This is a genomic window from Nocardia grenadensis NBRC 108939, assembly GCF_001613445.1.
GTDB classification, from domain to species: Bacteria; Actinomycetota; Actinomycetes; order Mycobacteriales; family Mycobacteriaceae; genus Nocardia; species Nocardia grenadensis.
Genome location: NZ_BDCJ01000011.1, coordinates 146,404 through 164,864, shown reverse-complemented (window position 1 = coordinate 164,864; position 18,461 = coordinate 146,404). Strand labels below are relative to the sequence as shown.

Below are 18,461 nucleotides of genomic sequence, written 5' to 3'. Positions count from 1 at the left end.
GTACTCGTCGGAGTCGGCGCCGAGATCCGTGAGGCGGGTGAGCAGGTCGCGCGGGGCTCCCCGGTCCTCGGCAGGTCAGGCCGGATAGCAGTGGATCTCGGTCGCCTTCAGCGCCGCCCACAGTTCCGATCCCGGCCGGATACGCAGATCCGCCACGGTGGCGGGGGTGATGTCGGCCAGCGCCGGAATCGCCCCGTCGAGCCGGACCCGCACCGTGTAGGCGTGCTGTTCGAGACCGGCCACCGTCACCGGCCAGGTGTTGCGCGGACTGCCGTCGGGCCGCCGCGGGTGCAGGCCGACCGCGGCCGGCGCGAAGGCGAGATGCACCGGGCCGGTCGCCGGTTCGGCGACGGTGAGCTCACCGCCGCCGTCGAGCCGGACCAGGGTCCCCGCCGCGGTGCCGCGGAACAGGTTGAGTCCCACCAGGTCCGCGACATAGTCGGAGCGGGGGCGGCGGGCGACCTCGCCGGGCGGTCCCTGCTGAACCACCACGCCGCCCTCTACGATGACGAGCCGGTCCGCGAGCACCATGGCGTCGAGCGGGTCGTGGGTGACCAGCAGGGTGTGGCCGGGGTAGTCGCCGAGATGGCGGGCCAGTTCGGAGCGCACCCGCACCCGGGTCGCCGCGTCCAGTGCCGCCAGCGGTTCGTCCAGCAGCAGCAGATCCGGTTCGACGGCGAGGGCGCGGGCCAGCGCGACCCGTTGGCCCTGACCCCCGGACAGGGCCCGCGGCCGGGCGCGCGTGTACTCGGCCAGACCCACCCGGTGCAGCCAATGCGCGGCCCGTTCGCGGGCAGCGGCCCGGCGCAGCCCGCGAGCACGCAGCCCGAAGGCGACGTTCTCCAGCGCGTCGAGGTGGGCGAAGAGCAGATAGTCCTGGAAAACGACCCCCGCCGAACGATGCTCGGGCGGGACGAACACTGCCGGCGGCGCATCCCACACCCGGTCGTCGAGCCGAATCGACCCCGCGGTGAGCGGGGTGAGTCCCGCCAGGGCCCGCAGGGCGGTGGTCTTCCCGGCGCCGTTGGGGCCGAGCAGGGCGACGACCTCGCCGGGGGCGAGCCGTAGGTCCAGATCCAGTGCGAAATCACCGCGGGTCACCCGCAGTTCGGCTGTCAGGGTCACAGGACGCCCCGCAGCCAGCGTTCCCGGAGCGCGGCCAGCACCACCACCGAGACCAGCAGCAGCACCAGACTGAGCACGATCGCCGCGGCCGGATCGGTTTCCAGCGCCAGGTACACCGCCAGCGGCATGGTGGTGGTCTTGCCCGGGAAGTTACCGGCGAATGTGATGGTGGCGCCGAATTCGCCCAGCGCCCGAGCCCAGCAGAGCACCGTCCCGGCCACCACACCGGGCAGGATCGAGGGCAGCGTCACGCGGCGGAAGGTCAGCCAGCGGGAGGCGCCGAGCGTGGCGGCGGCCTCCTCGTAGCGGGGATCGGCCCCGCGCAGCGCACCCTCCACGGAGATCACCAGGAACGGCATCGCCACGAACGCCTCCGCCACCACCACCGCCGCGGTGGTGAAAGGCAGCGCCACGCCGAACCAGTCGTAGAGGTACCGGCCGACCAGCCCGCGGCGGCCGAGTACCAGCAGCAGCGCCACCCCGCCGACCACCGGCGGCAGGACCAGCGGCACGGTGACCAGCGCCCGCACCAGGCCGCGGCCGGGTAGATCGCCGCGGGCCAGCAGCCAGGCCAGTGGAATACCCAGCACCAGGCACAGCACGGTGGCCAGGCTCGCGCACACCAGCGAGAGACGCAGCGCCTGTCCCACTTCCGCGGAGACCAACCGCTCCGGCAGATCCCGCCACGGTGCCCGGACCAGCAGCCCGGCCGGCGGCACGATCAGGAACACCAGTGCCAGCAGTGCGGGCGCGACCAGGACGATCGGCCGCCGTCCCCGGACCGCCCGGCGCCGGCGCAGTGCCGTCGCCCGGCGCCGCACCGGGCCGGCGCTCACGGGGTATCGAAACCGGCCGTGGTGAAGACCGTGCGCGCCTGCGGTGACAGGACGAAATCGACGAACGCCGCGGCCGCTACCGGGTTGGGCGCGTGCGCCACCGGCGCGATCGGATAGTCGTTGACCGCCTTCTCCGATTCCGGGAACTCGATCCCGGTGACCTCGTCGCCGGCGGCCCGGATATCGGTCCGGTACACCAGCGCGGCATCGACCTCACCGAGTGTCACTTTGGTCAGGACGGCTTTCACATCGGGTTCGCGGGTATCGGGCCGCGGGGTGACACCGGCCGCGGCGAACACCTTGTCGGCGGCCGCGCCGCAGGGCACTTGTTCGGCGCACAGCGCGATCCGCGGTTCAGGCCGGCCGAAATCGGCGAGGCCGCTGATACTGCCCGGATTACCGACGGGCACCGCGATCTCGAGCCGATTACCGACGAAGGTGACCGGTCCGGCGGTGATATCGCCCGACTCGATCACCTGCTCCATATTGCGCGGTGCGGCGGAGGCGAACACATCGGCCGGTGCGCCCTGCCCGATCTGTTCGGCCAGTGCCGAACTGCCGCCGAAGCTGAACACCACATCGACCCCGGGGTGGATCTGTTCGAACTGGTCACCGAGGGTGGTGAAGGTCTCGGTGAGCGAAGCCGCGGCGAAAACGGTGACGGTCCCGTTGATCCCGTCACCCGAACCGCCGGAGCCGTCCCCGGAGTCCTGGCCGGCGCAGCCCGCCAGCACGGTAATCAGTACGGCTATCGGGGCCATCCGGCGCGCCACGCGCCCTACTGTCGTCGTCATCGTCAACTCTCCGGTATCTCGACCACCACATGCGTCGACTTGACCGACGCGACCGTCACACTGCCCACCTCGATACCGAGTTCGTCCACCGACTCCCGGCTCAACAGGGAGACCAGCCGGAACGGCCCGGCCTGCATCTCCACCTGCGCCATCACGGTGTCGGTGACCACCCGGGTCACGATGCCGCGCATCCGATTGCGGGCCGAGGCCGCCACGGTCACCCCGGGGTCGGGCGCTTCGGCGTGCTGCCGTGCGAATTCGGCCAGATCCCGCCCCCGCACACCTTTGCGCCCGTTCTCCAGCCGGACCGCGGGAAGCCGCCCCTGATCGATCCAGCGCCGCACGGTGTCATCGCTGACCCCGAGCAGCCCGGCGGCTTCCTTGATCCGCAGATACGTCACGATCTGGAGTATATAGCCGGATATGCGGAACAAAAGCGAGAAAAGCGGCGAACCTTTCAACTCGTCGGCAGCGGCAGGATCATCTCGTTCTCCGGGCGGGGGTCGTCCTCGGCGCACGGTCTGCTCGCCCCGGTGGGGGTGAACCCGTTGCGCAGATACAGCTGCTCGGCCGACCGGTTCCCGTCCAGCACCCACAACCGCAGGCTCGGGTGACCGCCCTGTGTCGCCCATTCGACCACGGCGCGGACCAGTCGGTCCGATACTCCGGTCCGGCGTGCCCGTGGCGCGGTCCACATCGACACCAGTTCGGGACCGTCCGGGGTGACGATCGCCCCCGCCGAACCTACGGGTCCAGAACCGGACTCGGCCACGAAGAACGGATATCGCCGTGCGGTCCACTCCCGCCACTGCTGCTCGTCCCATTCGAAGGCGTCGGCATGGGTGGTGGAGAAGGTTCCGGGTGGGGAACCGGCCAGCGCGTCCAAGCGGACCCTGCGGGCGAGCGGCCAGTCGTCCGGGGTTATCGGTCGTATCAGCATCTGTCGATGGTGCGCGATTATCCTGTGCGAAACATATCAACGAGACACCGACAGTCGTCGAGGCTACCGGGGTGTCGTTTCAGTACTGATTTCCCGGGCCGACCCGCTAGCCGTGTGCCAGCGTCTGCTCGGCCCGATCAGCCAAAGCGGTCGTGCGGATGTTTTCGACAACTGCGACGATCCGGTCCACAACTTCCTCCGGGAATATGTCCTCTGGACCCATCGGCGCGACCGTCTTGAACGGCGGCTCATAGAGTGCTCCCACCTCGATCACTCCGTTCTTCGTGATGTAGTCGATGAGCAGCTTCAGGAAGTGGAGTTGGTTCGGGGTGAGAGTGCGGCCGGTGTGGAATTCGTCGAAGGCGGCGGTGGCCGCGGTGGCGTCGAGGCCGCTGAGCGAACGCAGGAACAAGCCGAGCCCGCCGTGGCTTGTTGCTGCGTGTTCGATGTCCTCGACCGTGCCGAAGCCGTTGTCGAGGAAGATCTGTTCCAGTTCGGCGAGGTCGGTCGAGGTGATCTGCTTGTTGCGCAGCAGTTTCTGCACGGCCAGTGTGTCCTCGTGGCTGCGCAGATAGGTGCGGACCTTCGATTCGAAGCGGGCCATACCCTTGCCACCGCCGGGTAGCACCGCCATTTCGATATCGCTGATCTCGCCGAGTTCGTCCCGAAAATCGGTGTACAGGGGATTCTGTGTTCCCTTCGACGGGATCGCCTTGACCAATCCCCGCAGCCGCCGCCGCAGTGTTTCCAGCATCGGCAGCGTGACGTCTTCCCACCAGGCGTCGCCGGCCACGTCTTCGATGAACGCATGGCGTTGCCGGATGGCGGTGATGTTGTTCAGGGCGGGGTCCAGCAGTGCCGTGGCGGTCTCCTGGACCTTTTCCCGCAATGGGTCGAACGTGATGTCGTCGGTCAGCAAGGCCAGTTGCAGGCGGAGAGTGATCAGATCGAACCGTTTGGCGGCCGGGCCGGTGTCGTCGTCGGTGAATTGGGTGGGCAGCCCGGCCAGGTTGCCGACCTCGATCCGGGCCTCCGGTGTCACAATGTCCCAGCTGCGCCGGTCAGCGAACTTCTCGACATGACGAAGCTGTTTGCGGACCTCCACGTTCTGGGTGTTCATACTCGCCACTTCCACCCAGAGCCGTTCGGCGAGCTGCCACCGCATATCCGGCAGACTGGCCGGTTCACCGTCGGGAACAGTCGCGGGCCGCTCACCCGGCGGCTGGAGCTGGTCCATATCGCGCAGCAGGTCGGCGCGGGCCGCGAACACCTTCTCGCTCATGGACGCCTGCACGCGGCCTTCGGCGGTGGGGAGGTCCTGGTTGAAATATTCGACGTTCTGGCACAGGTCGAAGACCAGGAACCGTTCTTTGTCCTTGTTCGGCGCGTACAGGTCCGGGCACAGCCGGGTGCCGCGCCCGATCATCTGCCAGTATTTCGTGCTTGTTCGCACGGCTTTCGCAAATACCAGGTTCGCGACCGCGGGCACGTCGATCCCGGTGTCCAGCATGTCCACCGACACCGCGATTCGCGGTGCTCTGGCCGGGTTCTCGAATTTGTCGATGAGACTCTGCGCGTGGCTGACGCTGTGCGTGATCATCTCTATGAAATCACCCGGCAGGTCAGGGTAGAGCACCCGGAACCGTTTCACGATCAGTTCGGCGTGCCGGTTGTTGCGCGCGAAGATGATGGTTTTGCCGATCCGTTCCCCGTCGTCGACCTTGTCGCCCTGTTCCATGAGTACGAGCAGCATCTGGTCGATAGTGTCGTGGTTGAACAGGAACTGGTTCAGCGCATGCGGATCGACCGATTCGGGGATGTCTTCGTCATCGAGCCACTCCAGCTCATGCCAGCGGTCCTTCTCCTCCTCGGACAGCTCGGCGTAGCGGATACCGGCACGCAGGAACTTCAGCGGAACCGAACGGGCGACCGGCGGCACGAGGTAGCCCTCCTGCACCGCCTGCTCGAGGTCGTAGACATCGGTCGGCACCCCTTCCTCGAGGTGGAACAAGCGGTAGGTGTTGCGGTCGATCTCGTTCTTCGGTGTCGCGGTCAATCCGACCAGCAGCGCGTCGAAGTGGTCGAAGATCGCACCGTATTTCTGATACACCGAGCGGTGGGCCTCGTCGATGACGACGAGATCGAAGAATCCCGGCCCGAACGGACGCTGTTTGGTGTCGTCGATCTGGTTGATGAGGTTCAGCATCGTCGGATACGTCGAGACGTAGACGCGGGCGTTGCTGTCCTTTTCGGTGAGCAGGTTCACCGACGGAACGTTCGGCAGATGGTTCTTGAACGCATTGGCCGCCTGCGCTACCAGCGCTTGCCGGTCGGCCAGGAACAGCACCCGTTTCACCCAGCCTGCCCGGATGAGCTGATCGACGAGCCCGATCACGGTACGGGTTTTGCCGGTCCCGGTGGCCATCACCAGCAGGGCCTGGCGCTGCCTGTCCTTGTCGAATGTTTCCCCGATGCGCCGGATCGCGCGATGCTGGTAATGCCGGTTCACGATGGCATCGGTGATCGGCTCGGTGGCCAGGGGCCGACGTTTGGCGCGTCGCTGCACGAGCGTGCGCAGCTGGTCTTTGGTGTAGAAACCTTGGACCGGGCGGGGGGAGTAGAAGGTGTCGTCCCAGATCTGGGTGTCGTGGCCGTTGGTGTAGAAGATGACCGGCCGCTGCCCGTGCTGCTGTTCCAGCGCGTCGGCGTAGAGTGAGGCCTGGTACTTTCCCGATTCCACACTCTTCGACGTGCGCTTGGCCTCCACCACAGCGAGGGGTTTGCCGTTGTCGTCCCACAGCACGTAGTCGACTTTGCCCTTGCCGCTATCCGTCGGCATCCCAGTGACCGGGTATTCGCGGTCGTCCGGGCCATCCAACGCCCACCCCGCCTCCTGTAGCAGCAGGTCGATCAGCTGGGTGCGGGTCTGCGCCTCGGAGTAATCGTGATGGTCCGGGACCGTGGCGTTGTCCGCCTTGGCCTTCTTCACCTCGGCCCGCAGCCGTTTGACCTCGTCGTCGAGTTCCTTGCGCTGCCGCCGTTCCGCGGCCAGCTCCGCCTGCTGTTTCGCGAACTCGGCCGCCATCTGCTGGACTTCGGCGTACTTCTTGCGCCGCACTTCGGCCGGTTCGGGCCGGGGGATCAGCGAGGCATCGAACCGCTGCCCATCGAAGGGCTTTCCGTCCTCGGTGCGCGCATACGTGCGCCCCAGCCAATACAGCACGTGGAACAGCTCATTGACCGCGCTCACCGCATCCTGGGCGGGTACTTCACCGGTCCGGTGTACGGCGATATTCCCGCGCCGCCGCACCACATCCATCTTCGTGACGATCACCGACCCCGCCACCTGCACGAGCGTCGGCTCCTTGAGCTTGGCGTTCAGGTCGTCGCGGTACGGGATCTGTAGCGAACTATCGGCCCTGTACAGCCAGTTGACGGCCAGCTCCAACGCCCGTCGCGCGAAGAAACAGGCGACGCGGGGATCGCCCACGGCGCTCCGCTCCGCCCGTACGGCCTCGGCGAACAAGTCGGGCCACTCGGCGCGCAGGAAGTCGAAGTTGCTCTGGGCCACGAAAGTTCCTCCCCTTACATGTCTTTCAAGTCATCCTGCCAGAGCTCGCCACGGAAGGCACGGGTTTGGACAGATGTGAAAAGTGTGTCGAGACCTGCGAGATGGGCCATGAGTCGGGGTTTCGTCCGCTCGATTGCTTGCACTCGTGATGCAAACTCTTCCTGAAGCTGAATCGGTGGCGCGAGGATTTGCAGATTAGTTACGTCGGTTTGGTTTATGCTTGCTTGGTTGATCGACTTCTTTGCAGCTCTCAATATTTGCGACTTTATGTGTGCGGTTTGGAGGGAGTTTATTGCGTACACTGCATTTAGTGTCATTTCGTCGAACTTGAATCGCATCATGTTGGACTCGAATACGGTCGGCTCCTGAAGTGGCGGGACCAGCGCGGATTTTCCCAAATGCGAAAGACTGTTTACGCGGTTTATCAAGATGTCATTGGGTTTCAGTCCGTATTTTGATATATCGGATTCATTGACCATGACTCGTTTCAGGTTCGGCAATCCGGATATTACTCCATCGTAGAAAGCGTCAATGCGAACAATCGGGGCGCCGGATCCATAATCGGACGACGGTTTGTAGAGCCCGTTTTGTGGCCTGGATTCCATGGCGTCGCCCAGGGGTATCACTTTCCATTGCCGCTGGTTGGCGGCCGGATCGCCGAACATGTCAAGAAAGATCGATTGGGCGAGTCCGTCGAGGATTGCAATGGACTTCCGCCGCTTCTCTCGCAGCGCATCCAATCGATCCAGTACTTGTGCAATGCGCTGCTGCTCTTGAATGGATGGAAGAGGGATTTTAATGCTTTTCAGATCGCTTAAGATAATGCGCCGTATCGCCGACCCGCTTTTCTTGCGAATTGCATCCGATAACACTTCCGGCGAGCGGAGGGCCCAGCCGAGATACTGGGAAATAACCCGGCGGCTATCTGGCCGAAGGATCGCGATAGAGGACAACACTGCAAATGATCGATCTGAATCGACGACATGCACTTTTCCAACCGTCCCATCTTTTGAGAATAGGACATCGTATTTTCTGGGTGTGGAATTTCCCGCCGCCGCCCGGTGATATTCGGCCTCGGAGATGTGCGAGCATCCTGTAAAGTCGAGCCTGCGTCCGTGCATATCTTTGACGGTCAGGAATGGAATTCCCGTTTCAAGATCCGGTGGCGTGTAGTGTGTTCCATCCGTGATTAAAGTGCATATTTCGAAGAGTGGACGCATATGGGTCATCTCAGCATTCCCTTCAGATCTGAAATTCCCTGCTGTATCTCTGAATCAATTGATTCCAAATCTTCGATTATCTCCAGCGGGGGGCGGTATTCCAAGTGCTCATGGATTATCTCTTTGTACCGGTTGAGGCTAAAATCATAGTCTTGAGCGGCGATATCTGCCTTCGGCACACAGAAACTCTGTTCGGTGCGTGCGCGGTCGCGTTCGCCGTTGGTGCGGTGAGACCACCGGGCGAGGACGTCAGGGAGATTGTTATTGGCGTGCTCGTCGGCGGTAAGCGTGGCTGCGGCGCCGAGCTTATCGTCTGAGAGCAGCGGGTTGCGCTTGTCGTCGAGGCTGAACCCGTCCGCGGTGACCTCGTAGAACCACACATGGTCGGTCTGGTCGTCCTTGGTGAAAAACAGGATTGCCGTCGACACGCCGGCATACGGCTTGAACACCCCGGATGGCAGTTTCACCACCGCATCGAGGCCATGCTCTTCGACGAGCAGCTTGCGCAGATCCTTGTGCGCCTTGGTGGACCCGAACAGCACGCCGTCGGGGACGATCACCGCCGCCCGGCCGCCCGTCTTCAGCAGACGCAGGAACAACGCCAGGAACAGCAGTTCGGTTTTCTTCGTCTTCACCACCTGGAGCAGGTCCTTGGCAGTGGTGTCGAAGTCGAGGCTGCCTGCGAAGGGCGGGTTGGCCAGGATCATCGAGTAGCGGCCCGCCTCGCCGGCCACGGATTCGGCCAGGGAATCGCGGTAGCGGATATCAGGGCGTTCGATCTGGTGCATGAGCATGTTCATGCTGGCGATACGCAGCATGGTGGAGTCGAAATCGAAACCGTGGAACATGCTGCTGTGGAAGTGATCCCGCTGGGCGCGCTCCAGGAGGGCCTCGCTGTGCATGTGCTGGATGTATTCGGCGGCGCCGACGAGGAAGCCCGCCGTACCGCACGCCGGATCGCAGATCTCGTCGTGCGGGCCGGGCGCCATCATCGCGACCATGAGGTCGATGATGTGGCGGGGAGTGCGGAACTGACCGTTCTGCCCTGCGGTGGCAATCTTGGAGAGCATGTACTCGTACAGGTCGCCCTTGATATCGCCGCCCGCGCTGAGCGGCAGCTCGTCGAGCATATCGACGGCCTTGGTGAGCAGGCTCGCAGTCGGGATGGTGAACCTGGCGTCCTTCATATGCTCGCCGTATGTGGACTCCTCGCCGCCGAGCAGCCGCAACCAGGGGAATACGTCGTCGCGTACTGTTCGCAGCAACTGGTCCGGTCCGAGCTCACGGAACCTCGACCACCGCAGCGGCTCGGTATCCGCGTCGTAGATCGGATTCTCGATCGGCTTCCCGCTGCGGTGTGCCTTGCGTTCCGCGGTGGTCTGCAGGTCGTCGAGACGTTTGAGGAACATCAGGTAGGTGATCTGCTCGATCACCTCCAGCGGGTTCGAGATACCGCCCGACCAGAACGCGTCCCACAGCCGGTCGATCTTGCTCCGCAGTTCCCCAGTGATCATGCGATGAGGTTATATGGGAGGCTGTCGACAGGTTGCGCCGATAGCCGAACCCAGGATTCCGAGCTGCTCCGATGCACTCTTGTCGATTCGGATCAGCGAAAGATCGCAGAGGTCAGGGCATTGAATCCGAAGTCATTCCGGCGCCGCGACCTTGCTCACCAGCATCTCGTGAGAACGAGGACCGCCGCATAGAGCAGGTGGCGGGTGTGGCCGATCTGACTGGGGACTTCCAGGGCACCCACGACATGGATGATTGGTCGGAGGTTGTCGGCGGGCGAGGTTGTATGCCGCTCAGCCGACCCGTTTATAGCTCTGCGAATTACTGGAATCCTGCTCCTGCACGCGGTCCAAAGAGGATTGGATGGCCGCACCCATCAGGTTGAGTACCTCGATGTGATCCCGGAGAGCGGTGGCCAGATCCCCGTCTCTACCGGGGTCGACTGCTTTCAGGCCCAGGAGGCGTGCGAGTTCCGTGCCGCATGCGAATTCCCCCAAGCCGCTGACATTGGCCATTGCCTCGATCCCGTCCAGCACCTCGACGTAAACGTCGATTTGGTTGTCGATGGCTGTCCGGCATGCGGTCGCAACAGAGTCTTCCAGGGACAACCGCCCCGCTTCCGCCTCATCGGCAAGAAAACGCCACAACGTGATGTCTTGCTGGGTGGTCAACGGGGCTCCCCCTACTCAGGAAATTGTAAAACCAATGCTTCGGCTGCAGTTCTGGCTGTCTGACACGGGTCGAGATCCGAGTCGGAGGCTGCCGACTTGAATACTGAGACTTCGATGGTCCCTTCTGTGAACGGGAAACCTAAATAGCAAACGGAATTGTAAGTGTCATGAGCTTTCTCGAACTGTGTTCCGTTCTTTCCGGATACCGTGATATCGGCGAATGCGATGTTGTTCGTATCCGCCTTCAGACCTTCGATGGTGTGAGTTGTGGACCAGACTCCGAGGGTGTAGTCCCATCGAGACTTCTTGTTGTGCCAAGAGCACAACTTCCACCCCTCGACGTTCTCCACACCCGAGATCGTGTTGTCGCGGGTTGTCGGGTCGACCCCGATCTGCCGCAGCGAATCCTCATGGATCTGCGTGCACGGGTCCCACAGTGCCTCGCTCGCCGCCCCGTCCGTGGTGATTTCCGGTGCCGCCGGACCTTCGGTGGTCGCGTCGCAGGCCGTTACCAGTAGCAGCGCCCCTGTCAATATCGTTACCGCCGCTGTCCTCCGCTGCCCCACCACTGCTCCTGTCGGTCATCACGAACTTCGCCCGTAAGTATGACGCGCCAGAGCGATGGCTGGTTCCGCTGAGCGCATCAGAAGGCAATGCGCCCGGGCCGTTGCCCTTCGTGCGCTCCCATGGAGATGGCATGAGGGAAGCGAAAAACGGCTACAGCCCGGGCGCCTGACTCTCAGGCAGAGAAAGGTGCACCACCTGATTGCATATCCATGGTGAAGGCTTCCCATACCTCAGGGGCGAAGATCAGCGCAGGGCCTTCCGTGTTCTTCGAGTCCCGGACGCCGACATGGCCATTGTCCAGCCACGCCACCTCGACGCATGCGCTCTGGCTACCACTGCGACTGCTCTTGAACCAGGATGCCCCGGACAGGTCAACGCTTGTCACGCTCAAACTCCCTCGTGGCCCGGCGAATCAGCTCCCGGGTTTGGTCTTCATCCAATGATGCGCTTCTGATGGCCGAAGCAAGCTCACTATAGAGGCGTACTTCGTCTGGTTTCTCGAGGTAGACATCCTGCGCCGGTCCGCCTTCCAAGAAGACGATGGGCGGTTCCCTGTGCTCTCCGCGGCTGTTGACGCCGAAGGACAGGATGGTGAACATGCCGTGCGGCATCCCCCACGCCATACCGGCTCGGTAGGGGTGGAGCCGGAGGACAATGTTGTCGCGCTTCGAAATCTCCGCCAGGTGACTCAGCTGCGCCGCCATGATCCTCGTGTCGCCCACAACCCGATAAAGCGCCGATTCGTGAAGTAGGACTTCCAGCATCGCCGGATTAGTCCTGCGGGTAATGATGGCCTGCCGCTTGAGCCGATGTTCAACTCGACGGTCGATATCGTCTCCACGGTCGAAACCGGGATATGCGCCGATGATTGCGTGTGCGTACGCGGGCGTCTGGAGTAGGCCGGGAACGTGCTCGTGATAGGTCGTCTGTTGCTGTGCTGCGGCTTCAAGTCCTACATACATATTGTACGCATCCGAGTACAAACCCCCGTACGCGTGGTACCAGCTCTGCGTTCGGGCGAGTGCCGCCAGGTCCGTCGCCGCACGGACGTCGTCGGTGCCTACGTCGTAGAGTTCACACAGGGCACGAACATCCTGCTTGCGGACCTTTTGCGTCTGGCCTGCCTCGATTCGCTGTAGCGCCGACGGCGACAAATCCACCAGCTTGGCGGCGGCGGCGATGGTGAAGCCGTTCGCCTCGCGCTGGTCGCGGAGGAATCGGCCGAGTTGCCGTCGGGGTAGCGTCGAGGTCGGCGCTTGCTCGGCGTCGTTGTCGAACATGATGAACCCCCTGGTGCGGAATCGGATCGGATACACGACGCGATCGAATCCGTTGTACCCCACAGCGGACAGCCGCGCGGCATTTCGAATAAATCTTGATCGGGTATCCGGTTCGGCTCGGTGAAGACCGTGCGGGGTGGCGGGAGTTCCGGCGGCTCCGCCTATAACACCAGGTCGGTCAGCTGTGTCCAATCGATGCGGATTCGGATGGGCAGGTCGACAGCGAACCCGGTACCGGGTTTCAAGACCTCGACCGGTCGGTAATGGCCGACGCCGTGGTCCAAACCGAAGGTCTCTATCGACGTCACCTCGGTGTCGGAAACGCTCACCAGCCAATACCATGGAATTCCGGCGGCGGCGTATTCGCTCATCTTCTCCAGCCGGTCGGTCTTGACATGGCTGGGCGAAATGACTTCGACGGCGATTTCGAGATGACGTGCGGGGACCGGACGTATCTCGGCGGGCACGCATTCGAACAGTGCGATATCGGGTCGGCGGATGGTCGCCCGAGGGAACTCCCACAGTACGACATCGAAATCTTGGTTCACGTCTATACAGACCGATGGGTCTTGGGCCATGTGATCGCGGGCCGCTGCCTCGAGCATGCTCATGAGCCGATGGACGGCTTTCTGGTGGGCCCGGGACGGGGATTCGCAGCGCACCGCGTCGCCGTTGACCACTTCGACCAAGCGGCAGAAATCCGCCGGCAGCTGCCGCCAGATCTCGACAGTGATCGGTTCAGGTTGGACATTGTCCGGCCGCGCCCAATCGAAGATGGCTGACATGGGCCGAATCTTAACCCGCTGTGCGGCCCGACCATCTGCTGTCGACCCTTTCGGCTGCACTGTGGCGTGCGGGTGCGACCGGGTAGGCGTAGGAAGGTCAGCAGATGCCCGATTACGACGCACTCGACGCCGCTGCAGGCAAACTTCCCGCCATGCCGGACCGGTTCCGGGTGCTGGTGGATTGCGAATCGCCGTCGAACGACCCGGGGGGTCTGGAACTCTGTGCTGGCGTTGATCCAGCCGTGGTTGTCGGATGCACTCGAGCGCCCAGTCCGGTTGGAGCGCGTAGGCGAGAACGTGCACATTGTGGCCGAAGCCCCTGACCCCAGGGTGCTGGTGCTGAAACATTTCGACACCGTGGGCGGCGGGGCGGCCGGGTCACCGGGCGCTGCCCCGCCGTCGCGGCGCTCAGTCCTTCGGCCCGCCGGCTACATAGATGACCTGCCCCGAAACGAAACCCGCGCCCTCGCTCACCAGGAATGACGCCGTATGGGCGATATCCTCCGGATAGCCGACCCGGTTCACCGGGATCTGCGCGGCGGCGCCCTTCTGGAAGTCCTCGAAATCAACCCCGACCCGGGCGGCGGTGGCGGCGGTCATATCGGTGACGATGAAGCCCGGGGCGATCGCATTGGCGGTGACCCCGTACTTACCCAGTTCGAAGGCGAGGGTTTTGGTGAACCCCTGCATACCGGCCTTCGCGGCCGAGTAGTTCACCTGACCCCGATTGCCCAGCGCCGAGGTGCTGGACATATTGACGATACGGCCCCACTTCTGTTCGACCATGTACTTCTGGGCGGCCCGAGTCAGCAGGAAGGCCCCACGCAGATGCACCCCCAGCACGGTGTCCCAGTCGTCGACGCTCATCTTGAACAGCAGGTTGTCGCGCAGCACGCCGGCATTGTTGACCACGACGGTGGGTGCGCCGAGCTCGCCGGCCAGCCGCTCCACCGCGGCATTCACCGAGTCCTCCTTGCTGACATCGGCGCCGAGCGCGATCGCCTTGCCGCCGGCGTTCTCGATCGCCGATACGGTCTCGGCGCAGGCGGCTTCATCGAGGTCCAGGACCCCGACCTGCAGTCCGTCGGACGCCAGCCGTTTGGCGATGGCCGCCCCGATTCCGCGGGCGGCGCCGGATACTATTGCGATCCTCTCGGCCATCAGTTCGAAGTCCTCTCGTGTGGGCGATAGTTCTTACGCCATCTAACAACGTGTGGGGCCGCGGATCGAGGGGATGGCGGGACAAGATCTTCGCGAGGGCGCTGTGCGTATCGGACAGTGCAGGTCGGCGCGATGCCCGGTGTTCGGCGGAGCGTACTGCGCCGTGCTGCGGGCCGGACCGGACGTATCGCGGGGCGCCGGGGTCGGTGATCCGCGGGGTAGCCGCAGCGGGCGCGTCCGGTGACAGCCGTACGACCCACCGGGTGAGGTCCGGTGCCGGGCCGCAGGTCGCCGCTCTGTCCGTTTATTCACCTAGGTGTGGGTTTTCTGCACTCCCTAAATGGGTATTAGGCCATCTATTCTCGAAACACCCCACTCACCAGGCAGTTTGGAATGTGATGACCACTCCTCAGTCCCCGTACGATCCGACGACGGGTAAACCCTATCCCGCCCAGCCCCCGGCCGGCGCCCAGCAGCCCTACGGCCGGCAGCCCTATGGGGCACCGAATCAGGCGCCGGTCTCGCCGGCCGATGCCAAGCTCTGGGCCGCGCTGGCCCACTTCGGCGGTATCGTGCTCGGGTTCGTCGCCCCGCTCATCGTCTGGGCGATGTACAAGGACCGCGACGAGTTCGTGCGCCGGCATGCGGTGGACGCGTTGAACTTCCAGATCGTGCTGGCGATCGCGTATGTGGTGTCCGCGGTGCTGATGATTCTGCTGATCGGGTTGCTGTTGTTCCCGATCGTGTGGATCGCGGGCATCGTATTCTCGGTGCTGGCCGGGATCGCGGCCAACAACGGCCGGGAGTACAAGTACCCGTTCGATCTCTCGCTGGTGAAGTAGCAGATGTGCCCGGGCCGGCGGTCGTGGCGCCGGCCCGGGCACATGCGCGCGGTACCGAAGGGGCGCAGTTCACCCCGGTACCGGCGATCAGGGACGCAGCACCGAGGTCAGGAACTCGGTCTGGTCGTAGACGGTCTGTTCGAAGAGTTCGTCGAAGTACAGATCGAAATGACCTGCGGGATACCGTTTTATTACGGCGTGCTTGGTCTTCTCGGCAACCCGCAGCGCGGGTCTCACCGGGGTGATCGAATCCTTGTCGCACAGGGCGTACAGCACCGGCATCTTCAATTCCTTCACATGCCGGGCGGGACGGGCGAACAGGATCGACAAGGCCGCGCGCGCCGCGATCTTGGGCCGGTAGTTCGCGCTCTCCTCGGCCAGCCGGCCGAATCCGGCCGGTACATCCGGACCCGTCATCATCGCCGCGGCGCGTTTACGCCCGGCCAGCCGGATCTGCACCGGTTTACGCAAGATCGTGCCGAACACCAGGTCCGACGCCGCCAGGAAGCTCACCTTCACGAAACCGATCAGTCCCTTCGCCAGTGCGGAGGAGAATCCGCTGACGAACGGGACCTGGGCCACCACCGCAGCGATATAGGCGTCGTCCGGGGCGACCGCCAGGGCGTGTCCGCCGCCCAGCGAGGTGCCCCACAGGGCGATACGGGTGGCATCGAAACCGCGCAGCGTCCGGGCATAGGCCACCGCGGCGATCCAATCCTCCCGCTGGCGGGCGAGATTCACCACTTGGCGCGGGTCGCCGTCGCTGTCCCCGAAATGCCGGTAGTCGAAGACCAGCACCCCCATTCCCGCCGCGGCGAACCGCCGTGCGAACCGATCCAGTCCCATTTCCCGGTTGGCCCCCAACCCGTGCCCCATCACGACGATGGGGCGTGGCTTGGGTGGGCCGGCCGGTAGGTACAACCAGCCGGCACATTTCTGACCTCCCGACGGGAAGCCGACCTCGACACGCTCCATGATCACCGACCGTACCGAGTCATCGGCCCGGACGAGTCATCCAGCCTTGGCAGGAGTGCGGCGACTGAGGGTGGGCGGCCGAATGCCACCGAGTATCCTGAGGCGGCGGATGAGTCGGCCGGGCGGTCGCGGCGCCGGGAACGGACACCCCAGTGGTGTCACGCTCGGTGCCGAGGAAAGTCCGGACTCCACAGAGCAGGGCGGTTGCTAACGGCAACCCGGGGTGACCCGCGGGACAGTGCCACAGAAAACAGACCGCCCACGGCCCGCGAGGGCCGTGCGGTAAGGGTGAAACGGTGCGGTAAGAGCGCACCAGCGCCCCGGGTGACCGGGGCGGCTCGGTAAACCCCGCCCGGAGCAAGGTCGAAGATCGCACCTCGCGGTGCGGTTGCGCAGGTGTCCGAGGGCTGCTCGCCCGAGCCTGCGGGTGGACCGCTCGAGGTACCCGGCGACGGTGTGCCCAGATGGATGGCCGCCCCCCGGCGCGAACCGGGGACAGGATCCGGCTTACTGGCCGGCTCGTCCGCACCACGTCCTCCCCCCCGGGGGCCTGCCCGTGCCCAGCCGGTCCTCGCAGACGTTCTCGATGGTGGAGGCGGGGAACTGGACGGAATGGGAACCGGGCGTACGATCTGAGTTTCACAGTGGGGGCCGCCGAGTGCCCCGTGCCGTCACCCGGGGAACACGATGAGAGCCAGACAATTCGCCGCCGTTGCAGCCGGGGCCGCCGTGTGCGCACTGTCGGCCTGCGCCGCCGATGACGCACCGACCGGCCAGGACCCGCCCATGACCGTTGTCGCCGGCGAGGAGACCTCGGCTGCGAGTGTGCCTCCCGCGACGAAAACGCGCGGGCTGTACGACCCGGCCGAGACCGCGGTCGGTCAGTCCGGGTTGGCGGCCTTCATCGTATCGGTGGCGGAAGTGAACTCGCACGTGGGTTCGGTGACTGTGATAACCCTGCAGATCGAGAACCGCACCGGGCAGGCGTGGAGCGGCCGGAACTGGACGACGCCCACCGTGGTGTACGGCGACGACGGCACACCGGCCCAGCACGTCAGGTCGCCGTCGGAGGGGTTCGGGGACGGTGTGCAGGGAACGATCCCGCCCGGCAGCCGCCAGACGGTGAAACATGCGTACAAGGTGAGCAAGGCTCAGCTGAATCCGGCGGTGGTGACCGCGGGCAGTGTGCTGTGGCAGGGCGATTTCTCGAAGTTCCACCGATGAACCCGTCCGGGCGGATGCCGGGCCGATGATCCGCGCAGGTTCAGGACGGAGATGAGTATGGCGATTCTGGTCACCGGTGCCACCGGCAATATCGGCCGCAAGGTCGTCGATCAACTACTGCTGCGCGGCGCGACCGATATCCGCGCGCTCACCATCGATCCGGCGAGGGCGGCGCTGCCGGCCGGCGTCGAAGCGGTTCGCGGATACCTGCGCAGACCCGAGACGCTGCCCGCCGTGCTCGACGGGGTGGACCGGATGTACCTGGCATCGATCCAGGACGGGGTGGGCGAAGTGGTCGAAGCGGCCCGTATCGCGGGGGTGCGCCATATCGTCGATCTATCCGGTGAACCGGACAGCTGGTGGGGTGCGATCGCGAGGGCGGTCGAGGCGAGCGGGGTCGCCTGGACCCATTTGTGGCCCGGGGACTTCATGGAGAACACGGGTATGTGGGCGCAACAGATCCGGCAGACCGGTGTGGTGCGCGAACCCGATCCCGCGGCCGGTAGTACGCCGATCGCGATGGACGATATCGCGGCGGTCGCCGCGGTCGCGCTGACCGAGGACGGTCATCGGGGCCGGGCGTACGCGCTGACCGGTCCGGAGAAACTGAGCCGGGCCGAACTGGTACGGGAGATCGCCGCCGCGCTGGGCCGCACGATCGATTTCCTCCGCGTCACCCCCGCGGAGACCGTACGGGCGCTGCGCCCGGCGATGGGCGACAACGCGCAATGGTATGTCGAAAATGTCCTCATCGGGCTGGAGAGCAACACCTTGCCGCCGAACCGGGTCGTCGAAGAAATAGTCGGTCGCCCCGCGACGACCTTCGCGCAATGGGTCGCGCGATATGCGATCGAATTGTTCGGCGAGGACGACGTCCGCGGGCGGTGATCGGAAAAACCACCGTTTCGCCCGGGCCGCTCGATTCGTGCCACTCGTCCTTTTCCGGTGAATTCGACGA

18 protein-coding genes and 1 other RNA gene are annotated in these 18,461 nt (G+C 64.6%); 4 read left to right on the top strand and 15 right to left on the bottom strand.

Annotation, left to right across the window (positions count from 1 at the left end; translation table 11 throughout):
- Nucleotides 1–75: 75 nt before the first annotated feature.
- The 14 genes from NGR01S_RS14230 to NGR01S_RS14175 all read right to left on the bottom strand — a co-directional run bounded on the left by NGR01S_RS14230 (nucleotide 76) and on the right by NGR01S_RS14175 (nucleotide 14,462).
- Nucleotides 76–1,125: an ABC transporter ATP-binding protein gene (locus NGR01S_RS14230; RefSeq protein WP_063036863.1), complete on the bottom strand. Its 1,050-nt coding sequence runs from the start codon at nucleotides 1,123–1,125 to the stop codon at nucleotides 76–78.
- Entirely contained in the window at nucleotides 1,122–1,961 is an 840-nt protein-coding gene (gene modB / locus NGR01S_RS14225; RefSeq protein ID WP_084480956.1) for a molybdate ABC transporter permease subunit, read from the bottom strand. The genes NGR01S_RS14230 and modB overlap by 4 nt, the downstream gene beginning before the upstream one ends.
- Nucleotides 1,958–2,755: a molybdate ABC transporter substrate-binding protein gene (modA, locus tag NGR01S_RS14220; RefSeq protein ID WP_084480953.1), complete on the bottom strand. Its 798-nt coding sequence runs from the start codon at nucleotides 2,753–2,755 to the stop codon at nucleotides 1,958–1,960. The genes modB and modA overlap by 4 nt, the downstream gene beginning before the upstream one ends.
- Before the next feature lie 2 nt (nucleotides 2,756–2,757).
- On the bottom strand, nucleotides 2,758–3,156 hold the full coding sequence (locus tag NGR01S_RS14215; RefSeq protein ID WP_063036934.1) for a TOBE domain-containing protein: 399 nt from the start codon (nucleotides 3,154–3,156) through the stop codon (nucleotides 2,758–2,760).
- A gap of 56 nt (nucleotides 3,157–3,212) precedes the next feature.
- The gene (locus NGR01S_RS14210; RefSeq protein ID WP_063036861.1) at nucleotides 3,213–3,695 is read right to left on the bottom strand and encodes a GNAT family N-acetyltransferase; all 483 of its coding nucleotides are present in this window, start codon (nucleotides 3,693–3,695) and stop codon (nucleotides 3,213–3,215) included.
- A 106-nt stretch (nucleotides 3,696–3,801) separates the two neighbouring features.
- The gene (locus tag NGR01S_RS14205) at nucleotides 3,802–7,266 is read right to left on the bottom strand and encodes a DEAD/DEAH box helicase family protein (protein ID WP_063036859.1); all 3,465 of its coding nucleotides are present in this window, start codon (nucleotides 7,264–7,266) and stop codon (nucleotides 3,802–3,804) included.
- A gap of 14 nt (nucleotides 7,267–7,280) precedes the next feature.
- Nucleotides 7,281–8,495 carry a restriction endonuclease subunit S gene (locus tag NGR01S_RS30250; protein ID WP_084480946.1) on the bottom strand — a complete coding sequence of 405 codons (1,215 nt, stop codon included), beginning with the start codon at nucleotides 8,493–8,495 and terminating at the stop codon, nucleotides 7,281–7,283.
- On the bottom strand, nucleotides 8,492–10,000 hold the full coding sequence (locus NGR01S_RS14200) for a type I restriction-modification system subunit M (protein WP_063036857.1): 1,509 nt from the start codon (nucleotides 9,998–10,000) through the stop codon (nucleotides 8,492–8,494). The genes NGR01S_RS30250 and NGR01S_RS14200 overlap by 4 nt, the downstream gene beginning before the upstream one ends.
- 291 nt (nucleotides 10,001–10,291) lie before the next feature.
- Nucleotides 10,292–10,669, bottom strand: coding sequence for a hypothetical protein (locus NGR01S_RS14195; protein ID WP_063036854.1), 378 nt, complete (start codon nucleotides 10,667–10,669; stop codon nucleotides 10,292–10,294).
- A gap of 11 nt (nucleotides 10,670–10,680) precedes the next feature.
- Entirely contained in the window at nucleotides 10,681–11,238 is a 558-nt protein-coding gene (locus NGR01S_RS14190; protein WP_084480944.1) for a DUF3558 domain-containing protein, read from the bottom strand.
- A 170-nt stretch (nucleotides 11,239–11,408) separates the two neighbouring features.
- Nucleotides 11,409–11,621 carry a DUF397 domain-containing protein gene (locus NGR01S_RS30245; protein WP_084480942.1) on the bottom strand — a complete coding sequence of 71 codons (213 nt, stop codon included), beginning with the start codon at nucleotides 11,619–11,621 and terminating at the stop codon, nucleotides 11,409–11,411.
- A complete protein-coding gene (locus tag NGR01S_RS14185) occupies nucleotides 11,608–12,516 on the bottom strand; it encodes a helix-turn-helix domain-containing protein (RefSeq protein WP_157107265.1) in 909 nt (302 codons plus the stop codon). The genes NGR01S_RS30245 and NGR01S_RS14185 overlap by 14 nt, the downstream gene beginning before the upstream one ends.
- Before the next feature lie 161 nt (nucleotides 12,517–12,677).
- Nucleotides 12,678–13,301, bottom strand: a complete 624-nt coding sequence (locus NGR01S_RS31540) for a Uma2 family endonuclease (RefSeq protein WP_063036848.1) — start codon at nucleotides 13,299–13,301, stop codon at nucleotides 12,678–12,680.
- Nucleotides 13,302–13,709: 408 nt separating this feature from the next.
- Entirely contained in the window at nucleotides 13,710–14,462 is a 753-nt protein-coding gene (locus NGR01S_RS14175; RefSeq protein WP_063036846.1) for an SDR family oxidoreductase, read from the bottom strand.
- A gap of 398 nt (nucleotides 14,463–14,860) precedes the next feature.
- Between NGR01S_RS14175 and NGR01S_RS14170 the strand changes: the two genes are divergently transcribed.
- On the top strand, nucleotides 14,861–15,304 hold the full coding sequence (locus NGR01S_RS14170; RefSeq protein ID WP_063036844.1) for a DUF4870 domain-containing protein: 444 nt from the start codon (nucleotides 14,861–14,863) through the stop codon (nucleotides 15,302–15,304).
- An 87-nt stretch (nucleotides 15,305–15,391) separates the two neighbouring features.
- Here the strand turns inward: NGR01S_RS14170 and NGR01S_RS14165 are convergent, their stop codons facing one another.
- Nucleotides 15,392–16,279: an alpha/beta hydrolase gene (locus NGR01S_RS14165; RefSeq protein WP_063036932.1), complete on the bottom strand. Its 888-nt coding sequence runs from the start codon at nucleotides 16,277–16,279 to the stop codon at nucleotides 15,392–15,394.
- Nucleotides 16,280–16,389: 110 nt separating this feature from the next.
- Here NGR01S_RS14165 and rnpB point away from each other — a divergent pair.
- The 3 genes from rnpB to NGR01S_RS14150 all read left to right on the top strand — a co-directional run bounded on the left by rnpB (nucleotide 16,390) and on the right by NGR01S_RS14150 (nucleotide 18,391).
- Nucleotides 16,390–16,805, top strand: an RNA gene (gene rnpB / locus NGR01S_RS14160) — RNase P RNA component class A.
- A 260-nt stretch (nucleotides 16,806–17,065) separates the two neighbouring features.
- Nucleotides 17,066–17,503, top strand: coding sequence for a hypothetical protein (locus tag NGR01S_RS14155; protein WP_157107263.1), 438 nt, complete (start codon nucleotides 17,066–17,068; stop codon nucleotides 17,501–17,503).
- A gap of 57 nt (nucleotides 17,504–17,560) precedes the next feature.
- Complete coding sequence (locus NGR01S_RS14150; protein WP_063036930.1) at nucleotides 17,561–18,391, top strand: SDR family oxidoreductase; 831 nt, start codon at nucleotides 17,561–17,563, stop codon at nucleotides 18,389–18,391.
- The last annotated feature ends 70 nt before the right edge of the window (nucleotides 18,392–18,461 follow it).

Coding starts and splice junctions, on each gene's coding strand:
- NGR01S_RS14185 (WP_157107265.1), bottom strand. CDS start 12,516: ATGTTCGACAACGACGCCGAGCAAGCGCCGACCTCGACGCTACCCCGA.
- NGR01S_RS14170 (WP_063036844.1), top strand. CDS start 14,861: ATGACCACTCCTCAGTCCCCGTACGATCCGACGACGGGTAAACCCTAT.
- NGR01S_RS14200 (WP_063036857.1), bottom strand. CDS start 10,000: ATGATCACTGGGGAACTGCGGAGCAAGATCGACCGGCTGTGGGACGCG.
- NGR01S_RS14210 (WP_063036861.1), bottom strand. CDS start 3,695: ATGCTGATACGACCGATAACCCCGGACGACTGGCCGCTCGCCCGCAGG.
- NGR01S_RS14155 (WP_157107263.1), top strand. CDS start 17,066: ATGACCGTTGTCGCCGGCGAGGAGACCTCGGCTGCGAGTGTGCCTCCC.
- NGR01S_RS31540 (WP_063036848.1), bottom strand. CDS start 13,301: ATGTCAGCCATCTTCGATTGGGCGCGGCCGGACAATGTCCAACCTGAA.
- NGR01S_RS14150 (WP_063036930.1), top strand. CDS start 17,561: ATGGCGATTCTGGTCACCGGTGCCACCGGCAATATCGGCCGCAAGGTC.
- NGR01S_RS14165 (WP_063036932.1), bottom strand. CDS start 16,279: ATGGAGCGTGTCGAGGTCGGCTTCCCGTCGGGAGGTCAGAAATGTGCC.
- modA (WP_084480953.1), bottom strand. CDS start 2,755: ATGACGACGACAGTAGGGCGCGTGGCGCGCCGGATGGCCCCGATAGCC.
- NGR01S_RS30250 (WP_084480946.1), bottom strand. CDS start 8,495: ATGACCCATATGCGTCCACTCTTCGAAATATGCACTTTAATCACGGAT.
- NGR01S_RS14175 (WP_063036846.1), bottom strand. CDS start 14,462: ATGGCCGAGAGGATCGCAATAGTATCCGGCGCCGCCCGCGGAATCGGG.